An 18,292-nucleotide genomic window follows, 5' to 3' on the forward strand; every position below is an offset into this window, starting at 1 on the left:
GGGTATCAGCGCCAACGATGATCTCTGCATGGCTGATCAGAGATACTGATGCCCGTGGATCCTCACCTGCTGCGGACGTTCGTCACGGTCGCCGAGTGCGGCTCGTTCTCCGCCGCCGCTTCCCGGCTCGGCTACACACAGTCGGCCGTGTCCCAGCACATCGCGGCACTGGAGAACGACCTCGGTACGCCGCTACTCAGCCGCCGACCTGTGGTGCCGACCGCGTCCGGTGAGCGGCTGCTCGAGCACGCCGGCCCGATTCTGCTGCGCCTCGACGCCGCGCGAGCCGACGTACGCCGCACTGTCGCCGATCCGCCCAGCACGCTGACTGTTGCCGCATCTCCCCTGGCGGCCCGCTCCCTCGCGAGCCGGTTGGCCGAGGTACGACGCTCTCATCCTGGCACCGAGCTAGCACTGACCGTCTGTGGCCGAGCAGAGGTCGTGGAGGGAGTCGCCGCCGGCACCTTCGTTCTCGGCCTGACTGACGGCATCACGGCTCCCACAGACCCGCTCCACCTGTCGGATGCCGTACACCTCCACACCACTGCCACCTCCGAGGAAGACCTCGCAGTAGCCCTCCCCAAATCCCATCCCTTAGCCAGCCGCCGCGGGCTGTCGCTCGGCGACCTGGTCGACGCGCGATGGATCGACGCACCCGACCTCGCCGCCCCGCTGACGGCCTTGCGCGCCGCCGCCGGCTCCGACGCGCTCCACCCAGCCATCACCTACAACGGCACCGACCTCCACACCCTCCTGGCCCTCATCGAAGCCGGCCACGGCCTCGCCGTCCTCCCCCGCTCGGCAGTCACCGAGGACCTCGCCGCGGTCGCCCTGACCAACCCGCGCCTCGTCCACCGCACCGAACTCGTGCGCACAGATCTCGCCACCCCAGCCGCCAAGTCCCTCGCCGCGACCTTCTCAAACCACCAGTAGTTGCTCGAGGCCACTACACGTCATCGGGCGATCAAGCACCCCGACAGCCTCGCGCTCGGCAAAGACCGCACGATCCTGATCCGGATCGATCGCCTCACAGATCGTGTTGTACGTCCAGTTCAGCCACCCGGAGATCGCGACCGCGAACGACTCCAGGTGCAGCTCCGGCCGCTCTCGGGCGTGAGCGAGTCGGCGAAGTCCCACTCCATCACCACCAGCTGACCGTCGCGGCCCTGTCGCACATGCGTCGGGACGAGATTCCGATGACACACCATCAGCTCGTCGGGAACCCGCAGCTCGAGCGCCCCCAACTCACGGAACATCGGCAGCAGCGTGTCCAGCCGCTCCGCCCACGGCTTGTGAGCGGACCGTGCACGACCCAGCAACTGCTCCCACTCCGCGTCGGACCGCCGAGCGGTCAGATAACCGTGGATCGGCTCGCCACTCGGCCTCGCCAACCCGTGCAGCGTCCCGAGCGCGGCACCAACACGACGAGCCAGCGCCGCCGACACCGGCAGCACCGGCGACGGCCCGACGTCGAGCCACTCGTGCACCCGCCAACTCTCGCCTCGCACGTGCGAGACCAACTGTCCTTCCGGACTGCGTACGGCGATCGGAGCGGCCACACCGGCCGCGGTCGCAGCCTCGCGGAGACGTGCCCCGAGCTCCGCCTGCTCGTTGGTGATCCAGTCGTAGACCGTGACCGCCAGCCATCGTCCACGGTCGGTCGTGATACCCCAGCAACGCCCCATCGCGGTGAACACCACGGGCCTCGCCGGCTCGGTCAGCTTCCCCAGCCCGAACGCCTGCGCCAGCTCTTCAGCCAACCCCTCAGGCGCCACGGGAGCACCCGCGACCCGCCGCTCGACTTCGACCTTCAACGCGGTCCAGTCCCGTACGCCGTACGCCACAGCCAGCGCAAGCTGCGCTTCCGCGAGGGACGTGTGGCCTCATCCCACGGGTCAACGCGAGCTCCTCGGTCTCGAAGGACCGAGGAGCTCGGGACAACCGAACGGTGGGCCGGCTTGCGGCCGGCCCGGCCGCTACTTCCGCCCCTGTTTGGTAGGCGGGATGATCGCGCTGTCGCTGGGGTTGGCCTTGGGCTGCTTGGGCTGCTTGGGCTTACGGACTTCGCGTCCGCCCTTGTTCTTCGACATGCGGCACTCTCCGGGCTGGATGATCACGAACTTCGGACGGGCCGAGCGGCCCTTCGTACGCCGTGGTACTCCTATGCCCCGGGGGTCACCTTCGACGGTACACCCACCACCTTCAGTCGTGGGTCGGGAAGCCGAGGTTGATGCCGCCGTGCGACGGGTCGAGCCAGCGTGACGTGACGACCTTGCCCCGGGTGAAGAAGTGGACCCCTTCGGTGCCATGGGCGTGGGTGTCCCCGAACAGCGAGTTCTTCCAACCCCCGAAGGAGTAGTACGCCATCGGGACCGGGATCGGGACGTTGATACCGACCATCCCGACCTCCACCTCGTTCTGGAACCGCCGCGCGGCGCCGCCGTCGTTGGTGAAGATCGCGGTCCCGTTGCCGTACGGGTTCGCGTTCACCAGCTCGAGCGCCGCGTCGTACGACGGCGTACGCACGACCGACAGCACCGGGCCGAAGATCTCGTCGGTGTAGATCGACATCTCCGGCGTCACCTTGTCGAACAGCGTCGGCCCCAGCCAGAACCCCTCGGCCGCACCGTCGAAGTCGCCGTCGCGTCCGTCGACCACCAGCTCCGCACCGGCCTCGACCCCGGCCGCGACATACCCGGCGACCTTCTGCCGGTGCTCGCCGGTCACCAGCGGGCCCATGTCGCACCCACGGGTCCCGTCGCCGGTCTTCAGCTTGCCCATCCGCTCCTTGATCTTGCCGATCAGCTCGTCCGCGATCGGCTCGACCGCGACCAGCGCGGAGATCGCCATACAGCGCTCCCCGGCCGACCCGAACCCGGCGTTCACGGCCGCGTCCGCCGCGAGGTCGAGGTCCGCGTCCGGCAGCACGATCATGTGATTCTTCGCACCGCCGAGCGCCTGCACGCGCTTGCCGTTGCGGGTGCCGTTCTCGTAGACGTACCTCGCGATCGGCGTCGATCCGACGAACGACACGGACTTGACGTCGGGGTGCTCGAGCAGCCGGTCGACGGCCTCCTTGTCACCGTGCACGACGTTCACCACGCCGTCCGGCAGACCGGCCTCCTTCCACAGCTCGGCCATCGCGTTCGCCGCGGACGGGTCCTTCTCGGACGGCTTGATCACCACACTGTTGCCGCAGGCAACCGCGATCGGCACGAACCACATCGGGACCATCGCCGGGAAGTTGAACGGCGAGATGACCGCGCAGACACCGAGCGGCTGGCGGATCGAGTACACGTCGACCTTGGTCGAGACGCCCTCGCTGAACCCGCCCTTGAGCAGGTGCGGGATCCCGCAGGCGAACTCGATCACCTCGAGGCCACGGGTCACCTCACCGAGCGCGTCGGACAGCACCTTGCCGTGCTCGGCCGTGATCAGCTGCGCGATGCGTTCCTTGTCCCGGTTGACCAGCTCGCGGTACGCGAACAGGATCTGCGCGCGCTTCGTGAGCGAGGTCTGCGCCCACGCCTTCGACGCGTCGTGCGCGACCTTGACGACCTCGTCGACGGTCGCCGCCGACGCCAGGTCCAGCTCACCGGTGACCTGGCCGGTCGCGGGGTTGTAGACCTTGCTGGTCCGCTCGGCCACGCCGGTCCACGAGCTGCCGCCGACCAGATGGGTGATGCGCTTGCTCTCAGTACTCACGATGTTTCCTCACTGCCAGGGGGTGTTTCCTGTTTCATGCGAAGACCTCGCCGCGGTCGGCCAGGGCAACGTCGATCGGCTTGCCGCTGCTCAGCGACTCCAGACCGGCCTCGCAGACGGCCGCCGCCGCATATCCGTCCCACGCGCTGGGCCCGTCGATCTCACCGCGCAGGGTCGCGTCGACCCAGCGCTGTACTTCGATGTCGTACGCCTGCTCGAACCGGACCCGGAAGTCAGCCGGCATCGCACCGCCCCACCGCTCGTTGGCCCGCGTGAACACGCCGGCGCCGAGCCCGATCGTCGCGCTGCCGCGCTCGGCAACCGCCTCACACCGGACCTCGTACCCGACCTGGAAGTTCACGAACACCTCCACGTCGGCCATCGCACCGCCGGCCAGCTCGAACACCGCCAGCTGCGGATCGAGTACGCCGTCGGCGACCAGACTCGTCGGCTTCGGGGTGTGCACGGTGATGCGCGTGATCTCCTCGCCGAACAACCACCGGGTGACGTCCACCTCGTGCACCATCGAGTCCCGCACGATCATCTCGCTCCGGAACGACGGTGTGGACGTCTTGTTCCGGTGCACGTTGTGCAGCAGCAACGTCCGTCCGAGGTCGCCCGCGTCGAGCAGCTGTTTCAAGGCGGCGTACTCCGGATCGAACCGCCGCATGAAGCCGACCTGGATCAGCTGCCGCCCGAGCTTGTGTTCGGCCTCGACCACTCGCAGCGACGACGCCGCGTCCATCGTCAACGGCTTCTCGCACAACACCGGCTTCCCGTGTTCCAGGCAGGCGAACAGCTGCTCCGCGTGCGCGAATCCGGGCGAGGCGAGAATCACCGCGTCGACGTCGTCAGCGGCGATCAGCTCCAGAGGATCCGCGACGACCCGGACACCACCCGACAGGCCGGCCGCGAGCGCCTCCGCCCGCGCCTGATCGGCATCGGAGACCGCGGCCAGGCGCGCGCCCGCCGTCTTCCGCACCAGCCGCTCGGCATGGTCGGCGCCCATCACACCTACGCCCACGACGCCGACCCGCAGCTCGCTCATGTCTCCTTCTGCCCCTTCTCGTCATCGTCCGGCACCGCGTCGGCCGGGCGCCCCGAGGCTCCTGCCGGCGGCTCCACGACCACTCCAGGATCGATCTCCCGCAGCTCGTGACTCAATGCCTCGAGCTCGGACCCGCCGGCCATCTCGGTCGTCAGCTGCTCCAGCGTGATCTCCGCCCGGTGCGTGTCGAGCGCCACGCGGCCCAGCTTCAGGACGACGAAGTGGTTGCCGACCAGGTACGCGTGATGCGGGTTGTGCGTGATGAAGATGACCCCGATCCCGGCGTCGCGCGCCTTCACGACGTACTTCAGCACCACGCCGGACTGGTTCACCCCGAGCGCCGCCGTCGGCTCGTCCAGGATCAGCACCTTGGCGCCGAAATGGATCGCCCGCGCGATCGCCACGCACTGCCGCTGACCGCCGGACAGCTTGCCGACCGGCTGCTCGAGGTTGGGGATCGAGATCCCCATCTTCGTCAGCTCCTCCTGGGCGATCCGCTTCATCTTCGCCACGTCGAGCTGCCGGAACGGGCCCTTGGTGATCTCGTTGCCGAGGAAGAAGTTCCGCCAGACCGACATCAGCGGCGCCAGCGCGAGGTCCTGGTAGACGGTCGCGATGCCGCTGTCCAGCGACTCCCGCGGCGAGGAGAAGTGCCGCTCCTCGCCGTTCACCGACATCCGGCCGGCCGTGTAGTCGTGCAGACCGGCGATGATCTTGATCAGCGTCGACTTACCGGCGCCGTTGTCGCCGAGCACGCAGGTGATCTCGCCTTGCCGCACCGCCAGTGACACTCCGCGGAGCGCCTCGATGTTGCCGTAGCTCTTGCCGACGTCCTCCAGGAGCACGATCGGCGCGTTCGGGCTGGTCGTGGCCTCGTCCGCGAACGAGTTCGTCGTCGTCATCGTGCCTCCGCCTTGTTCTTGACGACCAGGTTGACGATGGTGGCCAGCAGCAACATCGCGCCCAGGAACGCCTTGAACCAGTCCGGGTTCCATCCGGCGTACACCACGCCCAGCTGGACCATCCCGAAGATCAGCGCACCGACCGCGCCGCCGACCACCGACCCGTACCCGCCCGTGAGCAGGCATCCGCCGACGACCGCCGCGATGATGTACAGGAACTCCTTGCCGACGCCCTCCCCCGACTGCACCACGCCGTTCTGCACGAACAGCAGCTGCATACCGGCGAACCAGGCGAAGAACCCGACCGCCATGAACAGACCGATCTTGACCTTCTTCACCGGTACGCCGACCGCCCGCGCGGCCGCCGCGTCACCGCCGGCCGCGAAGATCCAGTTGCCGATCTGGGTCTTGAGCAGCACCCAGGCGGCGATCGCGACGAACACGATCCACCAGACGATGATGATCTTGATCGTCACGCCGCCCAGCTTGAACTCCGACGCGAACACCGCCTTCGCCGCGCCGAACCCGTCCATGTCGCCGATCGAGTTCGACGCGACGGCGCCGGAGGTGAGCCGGGTGACCGCGATGTTCAGCCCTTGCAGGATGAAGAAGGTGCCCAGGGTCACCAGGAAGCTGGGCAGGCCCGTCCGCATCAGCAGCCAGCCGTTGAACGCTCCGATCGAGAGCGAGAGCGCCAGCGCGACGAGCATGCCCACCCAGACGTTCAGGCTGAACTGGTAGGCGAAGATGCCCGCGGTCAGGCCGGACGTCGTCACCGCGACCCCGGCCGAGAGATCGAACTCGCCGCCGATCATCAGCAGCGACACCGGCACCGCCATCACACCGATCAGCGCGGCCTGGTACAGGATCGTGCCGGTGTTGTTGATGTCGCGGAACGGCGGCGCTGCGATCACGAAGAACACCAGGATCACGGCCGCGCCGACGAGCGACCCGATCTCCGGCCGGCTCAGCAGCCGGGCGCCGAGGGACCGGGCGGAGACGCGGTCGTCCGCCGAGACGGGTGAGGTGATGGTCGATGCCATGGCGCTACCTCAGCGCGTCCCGGCTTCGGCGTACTTCTGGACCGCCGCGATGTTCGACTTGTCGATGAACGCCGGCCCGGTCAGCGTCGCCTCGCCACCGCCGATCGTGTCGCCGTTGGTCTTGTAGAGCCAGATCGCGTCGATCGCGAGGTAACCCTGCAGGTACGGCTGCTGGTCGACCGCGAACTGCACGGTCCCGTCGCTGACCGCCTTGGCCATCTCCTTGCTCATGTCGAAGCTGCCGATCTTCGCCGACGAGCCGGCGTCCTTGGCCGCCTGAACCGCGGTCAGCGCGATGCCCGCGTTCAGCGCGACCACATAGTCGGCGGTCTTGTCGGCCTGCAGCTTCGAGGTCAGGGTCGCCTGCGTCCCGGGCTGGTCGGTGCCGTTGACGTTGACGTTCTCGACGCTGCCGAACTTGTCCTTGATACCCTGGCAGCGCGCCTCCAGGCTGACGTTGCCCTGCTCGTGGATGACGCAGATGACCTTCTTCGCGCCCAGCTGCTTGAGCTTGTCACCGGTCGCCTGACCGGCGATCCGCTCGTCCTGGCCGAAGTACCCGAGCGCTCCGCTGGACTTCCACTGGTCGAGGCCGCCGTTCAGGACGGTCACCGGGATGCCGGCCGCGATCGCCTTCTTGACGTTCGGGATCACCGCGTCGGGCTTGTTCAGCGTGACCGCGATGCCGTCGACCTTGGAGTCGATCGCGGTCTGCACGAGGTTCGCCTGGGCCGCACCGTCGGGATCGGCGGAGTACTGCAGCTCGATGTTGTCCTTCTTCGCGGCTGCCTCGGCGCCGCGCCGGACGATGTCCCAGAAGGTGTCGCCAGGGCCCGAGTGGGTGATCAGGGCGACCTTCATACGCGGCGTGTCGGCGACGTTGCCGCCGCTGCCGCCGGAGCTCTGCTCCTCCTGCTTACCGCCGGAGTCGCTGCACGCGGCCAGCGCCGCGGCGAGCGCGAGAGCCGCGACCGCGGCGCCCGCCTTCTTGTGCCACCGAACCATGACTTGCTACCAGCCTTTCAGGTGTTCCGCGGCCACTCCGCGGACTTGCGTGGGACCAGAGAGTGTCACACTCTCCTGGCCGTCATCTCGATCCGCCACCTCCACATGCGGTCAGGTACGCCAGCGTCCGCTCCGCGATCGGCAGCGGTACGTCGGGACTGCACGGGTACATGTCCTGCTCGACGATCGCGAACACGTCGGCGTCCAGCGCGGCCAGCGCGTCGAGGACCGGCGGCAGCTCGGGTACGCCGTTCGGCGGCTCGCACATCACGCCCCGCCGTACCGCCTCGTCGAACCCGATCCCGTCGGCCTCCGCGTCCGCGAGAATCTTCGGATCCACCTGCTTCAGGTGGACGTAGCCGATCCGGTCCGGGTACGTCCGGATCAGCTCGAGGTTGTCGCCGCCGCAGTAGCTGATGTGACCGGTGTCGAGGCACAGATTCACGAACGTGCCGTCGGTCTCCTCGAGGAAGCGCTCGACGGTGTCCTGGGTGTCGACATGACCATCCGCGTGCGGGTGGTACTGCGTCCGTAGCCCGAACTCCTCCGCCAGCCAGCGACCCAGCTCGGTCACCGCCTGTCCGTGCCTGACCTGCCCTTCGTGGTCCAACCGCTCCTCGACGACCTCGCCGTTGTCACCACGCCACATCGACGGCATGACGACCAAGTGCTTCGCGCCCATCGCCGCCGTCAGCTCGGCCGTCCTCACCACGTCGCGCCATGTCGCGTCCCACCCGTCGGGGCGGTGCAACTGCTCGAACGTCGTACCGGCGGTCATCGTGAGGCCGCGCTGGTCGAGCTCGTCCTTCAACCGCACCGGGTCGGTCGGGAGATAGCCGTACGGACCGAGCTCGATCCGCGTGTACCCGGCCGCGGCGGCCTCGTCGAGGAACCGTGTCCACGATGTCTGTTGCGGGTCGTCGGCGAACCACACACCCCACGAGTCCGGCGCCGTACCGATGTCTACTCTGCCCATCAGCTGTCCCCCTCGGGCGGCGCCAGATACGGACGCTGGGCCTTCTTGCTGTCCTCGTACGACGCCGCGGCTGCCTGAGTGGACTGCAGCTCGGACACCTCACTCACCGGGACGTCCCACCAGGAATCGCTGTCCGGACCGCCGATCATCGGGTCGGTGGTGACGTGGATCGCGATCGGACCCGTGGCTGCCTTCGCGGTCTGGATCGCCTTCTCCAGCTCGGGACGGCTGTGCACGTCGATCACGTCGACACCGAAGCTCCGGACGTTCGCCGCCAGATCGACGGGCAGGTAGTCGCCGTCGAGGCGGCCGTCGCCCGTGCGCTTGCGGTACGCAGTTCCGAACCGCTGGGAACCGAGCGACTCCGAGAGCGCGCCGATCGACGCGAAGCCGTGGTTCTGCACCAGGACCACGATGATCTTGAGGTTCTCCTGGACCGCGGTGGCCAGCTCGCTGGACATCATCAGGTACGACCCGTCGCCGACCAGGACGAACACGTCGCGATCCGGTGCGCCGAGCCGGACACCGAGTCCGCCGGCGATCTCGTAGCCCATGCAGGAGAAGCCATATTCGACGTGGTATCCCTTCGGGTCGCGCGTCCGCCACAGTTTGTGGAGGTCGCCCGGCATCGAGCCGGCCGCGCAGACAACCACATCAGACGCCGCCGACAATTCGTTGACGGCGCCGATCACCTCGCCCTGGGTCAGCAGTCCTTCGGCCAGTTGCGCGGTCACGTCGGGGGAGGGCCGGAAAACTGCGTCCACAGTTCCGTTCCAGTTCCTTGTGAGTTCCTGGGCCTCGGCTGTGTACTTGGCATCCACGGACCACTCGCCGAGCGCGGATCCCAACGAAACAAGGGCTTCCCGCGCATCGGCCACCACTGGGAGGCCGGCATGCTTACCACTGTCGAACCGCGCGACGTTGATGTTGAGGAACCGCACCTGCGGGTTCTGGAAGGCCGTCCGCGACGCCGTCGTGAAGTCGCTGTAGCGGGTCCCGATCCCGATCACCAGGTCGGCGTCCCGGGCCAGCGCGTTGGCTGCCGTGGTCCCGGTCGACCCCACCGCGCCCACCGATTGCGGGTGGTCGTAGCGCAGCGATCCCTTACCTGCCTGGGTTTCCGACACCGGTACGCCGGTCCGCTCGGCGAACTCGCGCAACGCGTCCTCCGCACCCGAGTAGTGCACACCGCCGCCGGCGACGATCAGCGGGCGCTGCGCGGACCGTAGGAGATCTACCGCCTTGTCGACAATTGATGCCTCGGGCAAGGGGCGGGCGACGTACCAGGTGCGCTCGGCGAAGAGCTCCTCCGGCCAGTCGTACGCCTCGGCCTGGACGTCCTGCGGCAGCGCCAGCGTCACCGCGCCGGTCTCGACCGGATCAGTCAGCACGCGCATCGCGTTCATCAGTGCCGACGGCAACTGTTCGGGCCGCCAGACGCGGTCGAAGTACTTCGACACCGGGCGGAACGCGTCGTTGACCGAGACGTCACCGGCGCCGTAGCTCTCCAGCTCCTGCAGCACGGGTGTCGCCACCCGGGTCGCGAACACATCCGAAGGGAGGATCAGCACCGGCAACCGGTTGATCGTCGCGAGGGCCGCTCCGGTCACCATGTTGGTCGAGCCCGGGCCGACGCTCGCCGTGCAGGCGTAGGTCTGGAGCCGGTCACGGGTGCGGGCGAAGGCCGCCGCGGTGTGCACCATGGCCTGCTCGTTGCGGGCCAGGATGTACGGCAACGCCTTCGGGTCCTCGAGCTCGGACTGCAGCAGCGCCTGGCCGACCCCGGCCACGTTGCCGTGCCCGAAGATGCCCAGACAGCCCGCGATCAGGCGCTGCCGGACCCCGTCCCGCTCCGAGTACTGGACGCTCAGGAATCGCACCATCGCCTGCGCGACCGTGAGACGCACCGTCATGACTGTTCTCCTCCGAAAGGCTCAGCTTCCCCGAAAGGCAGGCGCGGATCGATATGTTGGGAGTTCCACAGCTCGCGGACCCACGCGTGTTGCGGGTCGTCGGTGATCAGCCATTGGCGTTCGGTGCCGGGGCCGGCCATCACGTTCAGGTAGTACATGTCGTAGCCGGGTGGGGCCATCGCCGGGCCGTGCCACCCGTGCGGGACCAGCACGACGTCACCGCTGCGTACCTCGGCCAGGACGTCGATCGGGCGCTCGTCGGTGCCATAGACCCGCTGGTACCCGATCGGGTCGTTGCCCTTGACACCTTCCGGGACGTCGTCGGACAGCTGCAGCTCGAAGTAGTAGATCTCCTCGAGCTCGCTCTCCTTTCCGGGCTTGTGTTCGTCGTGCTTGTGCGGCGGGTAGGACGACCAGTTCCCGGCGGGTGTGATCACCTCACAGGCGATGATCGAGTCCGCGTCGAGGACTCCCGGCGTACCGAAGTTGCGGACCTGGCGGGAGGCCACCCCGGCGCCGCGCAGTTCCGTCTCCACCTCGTCGGCACCGATCCGCCGGAACGGGTGATCCGCGGCCGCCTTCGCATGCGGGAAGGCGATCCGGGCGCCGCCGGCACTGACCACAGCGAAGGTCGAGTTGCGCGGCACGTACGCGAGGTCCGTCGGTCCCGCGAACACATCGGCGCGACCGCCGAGCGGGACCGCCTCTCCGTCCACGATCACCTCGGCCGAACCACTCAACGGAAGGACGATGTACTCACAGTCGCCGGTGTCGATCTCGACGGACTGTCCGGGCAGCAGGGTCCGTACCAGCAGGCCGCTGTGATGCCACTCCGGTTCGCCGGGCCGCACCGCCACCTCGAATCCGTCACGCGCCGAGCTCCCGGCCGGCCGCACCCACTCAGTCATTCCACGTGCCCTTCGTCAGAAGCCCAACCATCCGCCGGCCGATCATGCGGTGCCGCCGTGGACGAGGTCCGCAGCGTGGTCGACTGCCGCGGCCACGTCGCCGTCCGGCGGGAACAGCAGGGCCCGTCCGACCACCAGTCCACGCACCGACGGCAGTTCGAGCGCCTTGCCCCACGCGGCGTACGTCTCCTCCGGCGCACCCGTCGGATCGCCGCCGAGCAGGAGCGTCGGCAGACTCGTTGCCTCCATCACCCGATCGAGCTCGTCCACCACGGGCAGCTTGAGCCAGGTGTACGCACTCGTCGCACCGAGACCGGACGCGATCTGGATCGACTTGATCACCGAGTCGGGATCGAGCAGGTTCGTGACGCGCCCGTCCGCACCGCGCGTCGACCAGAACGGCTCCACCATCGCCATCAACTTGTGCTCAGCCAGTCCGGTCACGGCGGCGGCGCTGCTCTCCAACGTCGCCACGGTCCCCGGGTCCGCGAGATCGATCCGCGTCAGCATCTTCCCGCCGTCGAGCCGCCGCGCGGCGATCTCGTCCGCGGTCCGGTACGCCGTGAACCGATCGTCCAACTCGAACGCCGAACCCTGCAGACCGCCCCGGTTCATCGACCCGATGACGACCTTGCCTTCCAAAGCGCCCAACAGCAGCAGGTCCTCCAACACGTCCGGAGTAGCCAGCACCCCATCCACACCCGGCCGCTGCAAGGCGATCATCAGCCGCGCAATCAGATCAGCCCGACTGCCCATGGCCATCCGATCCCCACGCACCCCCAACGCCCCACGCGCCGGATGATCAGCAGCCACGATCAACAGCCGCCCGTCATCCCCCACCAGAGCCCGAGTACGCCGCTGCAACCACCCCTCGACCACCCGCTCCGGATGCCGAACCCGAACCTCCGTCAACTCTCCCAACCGCTCCCTGACCTCATCCCACTCCCCCCGTGCCTTCACACCAGCTTGCACATCAGCCTCACCAGAGCCCGACTCCGCAAGTGCGGTCAGCTCGCCATCCCCAGCAGAACCCGCCCCGGCAAGGCTGCTCGGGTCAGCTGCCACACCAGAACTCGAACCCGCGAGAGCATCCGAGCCCACACCAAGATCGGACTCGGCCAGACCGCTCGAGCCACCGGTCACACCAGCCCCCGACTCCACGAGCGAACTCGCACCTTCGCCCTCACCAGACCCCGACTCCGCGAAGGAACTCGCCTCCTCGCCTGCGCCAGAGCTCGGCTCTGCGGTGGTGCTCGGCTCTTCAGCCGCACCAGCGCTCGATCCCGCCAGGTTGCCCAGATCTTCGGCCGCAGCACTTGATCCCACTCGGTTGGTGGGCTCCACTCCCGCACCCGGGCTCGATGCTGTTGAGGCGTTCGACATCGCGCGCGCCGGTTCTGTTGAGTCTGCCTCGGCGTTGGCCGGAGTGGGCTCGTCGGAGGCCGTCTGGGATTCGGTCCGGGCAGGCGCCAACGTCGCGCGCTGTTCTCCGCGCACGGTCTGACCACTGACCTGGTGGCCAGGTGGAACGTCCGTGCCGTTCGACTGGTCCGCGTCTGAGGTCTGCTCCGCCGGGAGGTTCAGTTCTTGAATGACAGTCGTCTGCCCGTCAGGTGCTGCCGACGGTACGCCGGTGCGCGGTACCGCGACCGTCGGATCGTCCACGCCTCCCCCCAGCCCGGCCGAAGTCGAGATAACGGTCGGATCATCCGGCCCGACCACCCCGGCCCGCTCCGAATCCCCAGAACCCGCCCCAGCCACACCCGAATCGCGAGCACCCGGCCCACCCAGTCCGCCCGGGCGCTGCGCGTCCGAGTGTCCTGGACGCGGCGCGACCGCCGTCAGATCGTCAGGCCGCAGCTCTACCCCCTGTCGGTCGTGCGCGCCCGACACACGCGCAGTCGGGTCGTCGGGGCGAGGCTCGGCCACGGGTCGGTCGTGGGTGCTCGGCACGTGCGCAGTCGGGTCGGCGGGATGCGGCACGGCCAGACCGCCCGGACGCGGCGTGACCACCGTCGGGTCGTCGGGACGTGACTCGGCCGGGCGCGGCGCGATCACCGTTGGATCGTCGGGACGCGGCTCGGCCACGGGGCGGTCGTGACGACTCGGCACGTGCGCAGCGGCATCGTCGCGGCGCGGCGCAGCCGGATCATTCGGGCGCGGCGCGGCCGGACCGGCCGGGCGTGGCTTGATCACCGTCGGGTCGTCGGGGCGGGGGTCAGCCACAGGGCGGTTGTGGGGGCTCGGCGCGTGCGCAGCTGGGGCGTCGCGGCGCGGGACGGCTGGGCTGTTCGGGTGGGGAGTGGCAGTGGTTCCCGGGTGGGAGGTTGGGCTTTGGGGGCGGGGTGTGGCGGTGGTTCCTGGGTGGGGGGCGGGGCTGTGGGGGCGGGGGGTGACCACGGTGGGGTCGTTGGGGGCTGGGGTCAGGACTGTGGCGTCGGGGTCCTGGGTGGGGTGGGGCTGGGGGCGCTGGATGGGGATGGGGCGGGCGTCTTCGGAGTACTGGTCTTCGTCGTGGGAGGTCATGACTGGTCTCCCAGGTGCGAGAGGACTTCGGCGGTTGTGGGCATCGCTGTGGAGCACTCGAGGCGGGAGGCGACGATCGCGCCGGCGGTGTTGGCGAAGCGGATGATCTTCTCCAGGGGCCAGCCGGCGAGCAGGCCGTGGCAGAGGGCGCCGCCGAAACCGTCGCCGGCGCCGAGGCCGTTGACGACCTCGACCGGGTACGGCGGGACCTCGACGCGCTCGTCGCGGGTCCGGGCGAGGGTGCCGCGTGGGCCCTGCTTCACGACGGCCAGCTCGAGGCCGCGGTCGAGGAGCGCCTGGGCGGCCTTGTCGGGGTCGGTCTCGCCGACGGCAACCTCACACTCCTCACGGTTGCCGACAGCAACCGTGCAGTACTCCAGCGCGCGCGACACCTGCTCGTGCGCCTCACTCGGATCCGCCCAGAACATCGGACGGTAGTCGAGGTCGAGCACCGTGAACCCGGCTCCGGTGCCGGGCACGGCTTCCGTGTCGAATCGGGCGCCTGCTTCGGAGCCGGTGGGTGCGGGCGCGGGCGGTGTACCTGTTTTGCGGCCGCGGGCTTCCCAGGCGGCGAAGTGAGCCGAGCGGGACGGTTCGGCGGACAGGCCGGTGACCGTGGACCAGTAGATGCGGGCGTCGCGGATCGCCTGGAGGTCGAGTTCGGACGGGTTGATGACCAGGTCGGGGGCCTTCGGGAAGCGGTAGAAGTACAGCGGGAAGCTGTCCGGCGGGAAGATCTCGCAGAAAGTGATCGGTGTCGGCAGGCCGTCGACCGGGGTGACGAAGCGGTCGTCGACGCCGAGTTCACGCAGGGTGCGGTGGATGAACGTCCCGAACGGATCGTTCCCCGTCCGGCTGATCACCGCCGACTTCCGCCCGTGCCGCGCCGCCGCCACCGCTACGTTCGTCGCGCTCCCGCCGAGGAACTTCCCGAACGAGGTGACATCTTCCAGATGCGTCCCGATCTGCAGCGGGTACAGGTCGACCCCGATCCGCCCGATCGTCAGTACGTCGTCCACCATCAGACCATCCCATCCCCGCGGGTCCCGCCGGCGGTCATGCGAGCCCCGCCGCGATCGACTGCAGGTGCGCGATGCTCGCCCGTACGTCGACCACCGGCCCCTCGTCCGCCGGGCGCGCCTGCAGGATCGTGTCCTGCTCCAGCACGTACCAGCCGTCGTACCCGGACTTCTCCAGTGTGCTGACGATCGTGGTGATGTCGATGTCGCCGGCCCCGAGCGGGCGGTACATCCCGGCGCGTACGGCGTCCGTGTACGTCACCTCGCCGGACTGCACCCGCGCGGCCCACGCGGCGTCGACGTCCTTCAGGTGCGTGTGGCGGATGCGGGCCGTGTGCTCCACCGCCAACGCCACCGGGTCGACACCGCCGATCAGCAGATGGCCGGTGTCGAGCGTGAGCCCGATCGACGAGCCCTCCAGTACCTGCGACACGTCGGCGTCGTTCTCCACCATCGTGCCGACATGCGGGTGAACGGTCGCCAGCACGCCCCGATCAGCCGCCAGCGCGGACAGCTTGTCCAGGTTGGCGAGCAAGGTGCTCCACCCGGTGGCATCCAGTACCGGCCGGTCGTCGTACCCGTCCTGGCCGGTCGCCGCGGCGAGGACCAGCGTCCCGGCACCGGCCGCGACGAACCCCTCGAGCGCGGCGGCGACCTCCGGAGCAGGATCGTGCGACGGGTCGTGCAGCACGACCGGCACGAATCCGCCGACGGCGCGAAGACCCACGTCCGCCAGGGTTTTCGCCTTGTCCGCCGGGTCGTCGGGCAGGAACCCGTCCGGCCCGAACTCGGTCGCGGCCAGTCCGACCGTCCGCATCTCGGCGAGGACGGTCTCGGCGTCGTACTGCCAGCCCCAGCCGGGAACCTCGCACACACCCCACGAGATCGGGGCACCGGCGATACGGGCAGCAAGTTCAGTCATACCAGTGACCCCTCTCAGAGGGTGACGATGCGGTTTTCGCGGCGGGACAGTTCGCAGGCGTCGGCGATCCGGAAGGCGGCGAGCGCGTCGCGGACCGTGCACGGCACCTCACGGGTGCCGGCGGCGACCTCGGTGAAAGCGGTCAGTTCGGCGACGTACGCCGGCTGGAAGCGGTCCATGAAGGTCATGTGCGGCCGACCGTCAGGGAAGGAGACGTCGCGCTCGGCCGAGCGCAGCGCGGTGTGCGCGTCGAGCCCGACCGCGAGCGAGCCGAGGCTGCCGTGCAGTTCCATCCGTACGTCGTGCCCGGCGCCGTTGTACCGGGTCCCGCTGACCGCGACGAACGTGTTGTCGTCCAGCGTCAGCAGCGCCGCCGCCGAGTCCACGTCGCCGTACTCACCGAAGAACGCCTCACCGCGGTTCGCCCCGGTCGCGTACACGCTGACCACCTCGCGGCCGGTGACGTACCGGACGATGTCGAAGTCGTGCACCGTGCAGTCGCGGAAGAATCCGCCACTCTGCGGGATGTACTCGCGGTGCGGCGGGGCGGCGTCGTTCGTGTTCGCCCGGATGTGGTGCACGAACCCGAGTTCACCCGACTCCACGGCCGACCGCGCCGCCTGGTACCCGGCGTCGAACCGGCGCTGGAAACCGATGTGTACCGGCACCGATGACGCCTCGACGAGCGCGAGCACCTGCTCGGTCTCCGCGAGGTCGAGCGCGACCGGCTTCTCACAGAACGTCGGTACGCCGGCCGAGACCCCCGCCGCGATCAGCTCGGCGTGCGCCGAGGTCGCCGCCGCGATGACGAGACCGTCCAGCCCGGACGCGAGCAGCGCCGGGACGTCCGGCGCGAACGCGATGCCCAGATCCTTCGCGACCACCTCGGCCCGGGACGGGTCCGCGTCGGCGACGACCACCTGATCCACCGCCGGCAAGCCCTTCAGCGTCGCGGCGTGGAACGCCCCGATCCGCCCGACCCCGACCAACCCGATCCGCATCCACGCAGCCTCTCTCGAGTACGGGCGCGCCACAGCCCCGGTGGCGCGCTGGTTGCTCGTCAGCTTTCCGGGCGGATGCCGGGGGTGTCAATACTTTGTTAACACATTCTCACGTATGAACATGAGCAGGTACTATCCGCCCATGAACGCGTTGCCGATCCAGCTCGATCGGTCCAGCCCGGTACCGCTGTACCACCAGCTGGCCGAGCAGCTGACCGCTGCCATCACCGAGGGCAAGCTGCGGCCGGGCGACCCGTTCGAGAACGAGATCGGCATGTCCGACCGGCTCAACCTGTCCCGCCCGACTGTGCGCCGGGCGATCTCCGAGCTGGTCAACCAGGGGCTGCTGGTCCGCCGCCGCGGCATCGGCACCACGGTCGCGAACCAGATGGTGCACCGCAAGGCCGAGCTGACCAGCCTGTACGACGACCTCGCGCGCGAGGGGCGGACGCCGCGGACCGAGGTGCTCGCGCTGGACTGCGCGGCGCAGGACGACCGCGCCGCCGCCGTACTCGAGGTCCCGGCCGGTACTCCGCTGGTGTCGATCGTCAGGCTCCGGTACGCCGACGACCTGCCGCTCGCGATCCTCCGCAACTGGTTGCCTCCGGCCCTCAACAACCTCACCCTCGAGGAGCTCACGAACGACGGCCTGTACGCCGTACTCCGCGCCCGCGGCATCCGCCCCACGGTCGCCCGCCAACGCATCGGAGCCCGCAACGCAACCGCCGAGGAACGCCGCACCCTCCACATGTCCAAGGCCGAGCCACTCGTCACCATGACCCGCTCCGCCTACGCCGCCGACGGATCCCCCGTCGAATACGGCAACCACTGCTACCGAGCCGACCAATACTCGGTCGACGTCGTCGTCTCCGAACGGTGACACTGACACGATGAACGACGAACGCCCGGTGACCAGGCCAATCGCAACGGATCCCGCCGCGACCAGCGCCGACCCGGAACTCCCCGCCTTCATCTCCCCTCCTGAGGGAGCACCCGCGTACTACGGCTTTCCGGTGGTCGAGGGGGCACAGGTCGACGGGTTCCAGCTCGGGATGATCACCGACTTCCTCACACAGCCCGACACCTACGGCGACGCCTACGTCATCGCTCCGGACGACAGTCGAGCCGGTCTGGTCTGGCAGTCGGAGACCGAGGCACGGTTCGAGGAAGCCGAGGCGCCGGACGATCGGACGTGGGGTGTCTGGAGCGTCGGGCTCCCGTTGCCGATGCGGACGGCAGCTGACGCCAAGGAGTACCTCAGGGCGCTCGTGCCTGAGTTGCGTAGGCGGTGGGATGGGTGGCGCCCGTAGCTGGGTGGATCGAG

At 69.0% G+C, this 18,292-nt stretch carries 16 protein-coding genes; 3 read left to right on the forward strand and 13 right to left on the reverse strand.

The genetic code is table 11. The features are described 5' to 3' along the window. Positions 1–54 precede the first annotated feature (54 nt). Positions 55–933 carry a LysR family transcriptional regulator gene (locus tag BJY22_RS38175; RefSeq protein ID WP_167216782.1) on the forward strand — a complete coding sequence of 293 codons (879 nt, stop codon included), beginning with the start codon at positions 55–57 and terminating at the stop codon, positions 931–933. 119 nt (positions 934–1,052) lie between these two features. On the opposite strand, the gene BJY22_RS38180 is transcribed toward BJY22_RS38175, so the two are convergent. From BJY22_RS38180 to BJY22_RS38240, 13 genes are all read right to left on the reverse strand, one after another. Next, on the reverse strand, positions 1,053–1,844 hold the full coding sequence (locus BJY22_RS38180; RefSeq protein WP_167216784.1) for a phosphotransferase: 792 nt from the start codon (positions 1,842–1,844) through the stop codon (positions 1,053–1,055). A gap of 358 nt (positions 1,845–2,202) precedes the next feature. Then, positions 2,203–3,705 (reverse strand): CoA-acylating methylmalonate-semialdehyde dehydrogenase, encoded by a 1,503-nt coding sequence (locus tag BJY22_RS38185; protein ID WP_167216786.1) that lies wholly within the window; start codon positions 3,703–3,705, stop codon positions 2,203–2,205. A 34-nt stretch (positions 3,706–3,739) separates the two neighbouring features. Beyond that, on the reverse strand, positions 3,740–4,753 hold the full coding sequence (locus BJY22_RS38190) for a Gfo/Idh/MocA family protein (protein ID WP_167216788.1): 1,014 nt from the start codon (positions 4,751–4,753) through the stop codon (positions 3,740–3,742). Further along, on the reverse strand, positions 4,750–5,655 hold the full coding sequence (locus BJY22_RS38195) for an ATP-binding cassette domain-containing protein (protein ID WP_167216790.1): 906 nt from the start codon (positions 5,653–5,655) through the stop codon (positions 4,750–4,752). The genes BJY22_RS38190 and BJY22_RS38195 overlap by 4 nt, the downstream gene beginning before the upstream one ends. After that, on the reverse strand, positions 5,652–6,698 hold the full coding sequence (locus BJY22_RS38200; RefSeq protein ID WP_167216792.1) for an ABC transporter permease: 1,047 nt from the start codon (positions 6,696–6,698) through the stop codon (positions 5,652–5,654). The genes BJY22_RS38195 and BJY22_RS38200 overlap by 4 nt, the downstream gene beginning before the upstream one ends. Positions 6,699–6,707: 9 nt before the next feature. Further along, a complete protein-coding gene (locus BJY22_RS38205) occupies positions 6,708–7,703 on the reverse strand; it encodes a sugar ABC transporter substrate-binding protein (protein ID WP_167216794.1) in 996 nt (331 codons plus the stop codon). A gap of 82 nt (positions 7,704–7,785) precedes the next feature. Next, a complete protein-coding gene (locus tag BJY22_RS38210) occupies positions 7,786–8,679 on the reverse strand; it encodes a TIM barrel protein (RefSeq protein ID WP_167216796.1) in 894 nt (297 codons plus the stop codon). Then, complete coding sequence (gene iolD / locus BJY22_RS38215; RefSeq protein ID WP_167216798.1) at positions 8,679–10,592, reverse strand: 3D-(3,5/4)-trihydroxycyclohexane-1,2-dione acylhydrolase (decyclizing); 1,914 nt, start codon at positions 10,590–10,592, stop codon at positions 8,679–8,681. Before iolD ends, BJY22_RS38210 begins: the two co-directional genes overlap by 1 nt. Next, a complete protein-coding gene (gene iolB / locus BJY22_RS38220) occupies positions 10,589–11,500 on the reverse strand; it encodes a 5-deoxy-glucuronate isomerase (RefSeq protein ID WP_167216800.1) in 912 nt (303 codons plus the stop codon). The genes iolD and iolB overlap by 4 nt, the downstream gene beginning before the upstream one ends. Positions 11,501–11,542: 42 nt before the next feature. After that, the gene (locus tag BJY22_RS38225) at positions 11,543–12,421 is read right to left on the reverse strand and encodes a Cgl0159 family (beta/alpha)8-fold protein (protein WP_167216802.1); all 879 of its coding nucleotides are present in this window, start codon (positions 12,419–12,421) and stop codon (positions 11,543–11,545) included. Positions 12,422–14,022: 1,601 nt separating this feature from the next. Then, a complete protein-coding gene (locus BJY22_RS38230; protein WP_167216804.1) occupies positions 14,023–15,048 on the reverse strand; it encodes a 5-dehydro-2-deoxygluconokinase in 1,026 nt (341 codons plus the stop codon). A gap of 34 nt (positions 15,049–15,082) precedes the next feature. Then, on the reverse strand, positions 15,083–15,967 hold the full coding sequence (locus BJY22_RS38235) for a sugar phosphate isomerase/epimerase family protein (RefSeq protein ID WP_167216806.1): 885 nt from the start codon (positions 15,965–15,967) through the stop codon (positions 15,083–15,085). Positions 15,968–15,981: 14 nt separating this feature from the next. Next, complete coding sequence (locus tag BJY22_RS38240; RefSeq protein ID WP_167216808.1) at positions 15,982–16,968, reverse strand: Gfo/Idh/MocA family protein; 987 nt, start codon at positions 16,966–16,968, stop codon at positions 15,982–15,984. A 142-nt stretch (positions 16,969–17,110) separates the two neighbouring features. Here BJY22_RS38240 and BJY22_RS38245 point away from each other — a divergent pair, with 142 nt between their 5' ends. After that, on the forward strand, positions 17,111–17,848 hold the full coding sequence (locus tag BJY22_RS38245; RefSeq protein ID WP_167216810.1) for a GntR family transcriptional regulator: 738 nt from the start codon (positions 17,111–17,113) through the stop codon (positions 17,846–17,848). A 10-nt stretch (positions 17,849–17,858) separates the two neighbouring features. Then, positions 17,859–18,278: a hypothetical protein gene (locus tag BJY22_RS38250; RefSeq protein ID WP_167216812.1), complete on the forward strand. Its 420-nt coding sequence runs from the start codon at positions 17,859–17,861 to the stop codon at positions 18,276–18,278. The last annotated feature ends 14 nt before the right edge of the window (positions 18,279–18,292 follow it).

It is taken from the genome of Kribbella shirazensis, assembly GCF_011761605.1.
In the GTDB taxonomy this organism is placed as follows: domain Bacteria; phylum Actinomycetota; class Actinomycetes; order Propionibacteriales; family Kribbellaceae; genus Kribbella; species Kribbella shirazensis.

Excerpts from the sequence above, each read along its gene's own strand:
- BJY22_RS38245 (WP_167216810.1), top strand. The coding sequence starts at position 17,111 with ATGAACGCGTTGCCGATCCAGCTCGATCGGTCCAGCCCGGTACCGCTG.
- BJY22_RS38250 (WP_167216812.1), top strand. The coding sequence starts at position 17,859 with ATGAACGACGAACGCCCGGTGACCAGGCCAATCGCAACGGATCCCGCC.
- BJY22_RS38195 (WP_167216790.1), bottom strand. The coding sequence starts at position 5,655 with ATGACGACGACGAACTCGTTCGCGGACGAGGCCACGACCAGCCCGAAC.
- BJY22_RS38240 (WP_167216808.1), bottom strand. The coding sequence starts at position 16,968 with ATGCGGATCGGGTTGGTCGGGGTCGGGCGGATCGGGGCGTTCCACGCC.
- BJY22_RS38205 (WP_167216794.1), bottom strand. The coding sequence starts at position 7,703 with ATGGTTCGGTGGCACAAGAAGGCGGGCGCCGCGGTCGCGGCTCTCGCG.
- BJY22_RS38210 (WP_167216796.1), bottom strand. The coding sequence starts at position 8,679 with ATGGGCAGAGTAGACATCGGTACGGCGCCGGACTCGTGGGGTGTGTGG.
- BJY22_RS38200 (WP_167216792.1), bottom strand. The coding sequence starts at position 6,698 with ATGGCATCGACCATCACCTCACCCGTCTCGGCGGACGACCGCGTCTCC.
- BJY22_RS38190 (WP_167216788.1), bottom strand. The coding sequence starts at position 4,753 with ATGAGCGAGCTGCGGGTCGGCGTCGTGGGCGTAGGTGTGATGGGCGCC.
- BJY22_RS38235 (WP_167216806.1), bottom strand. The coding sequence starts at position 15,967 with ATGACTGAACTTGCTGCCCGTATCGCCGGTGCCCCGATCTCGTGGGGT.
- iolD (WP_167216798.1), bottom strand. The coding sequence starts at position 10,592 with ATGACGGTGCGTCTCACGGTCGCGCAGGCGATGGTGCGATTCCTGAGC.
- iolB (WP_167216800.1), bottom strand. The coding sequence starts at position 11,500 with ATGACTGAGTGGGTGCGGCCGGCCGGGAGCTCGGCGCGTGACGGATTC.
- BJY22_RS38230 (WP_167216804.1), bottom strand. The coding sequence starts at position 15,048 with ATGGTGGACGACGTACTGACGATCGGGCGGATCGGGGTCGACCTGTAC.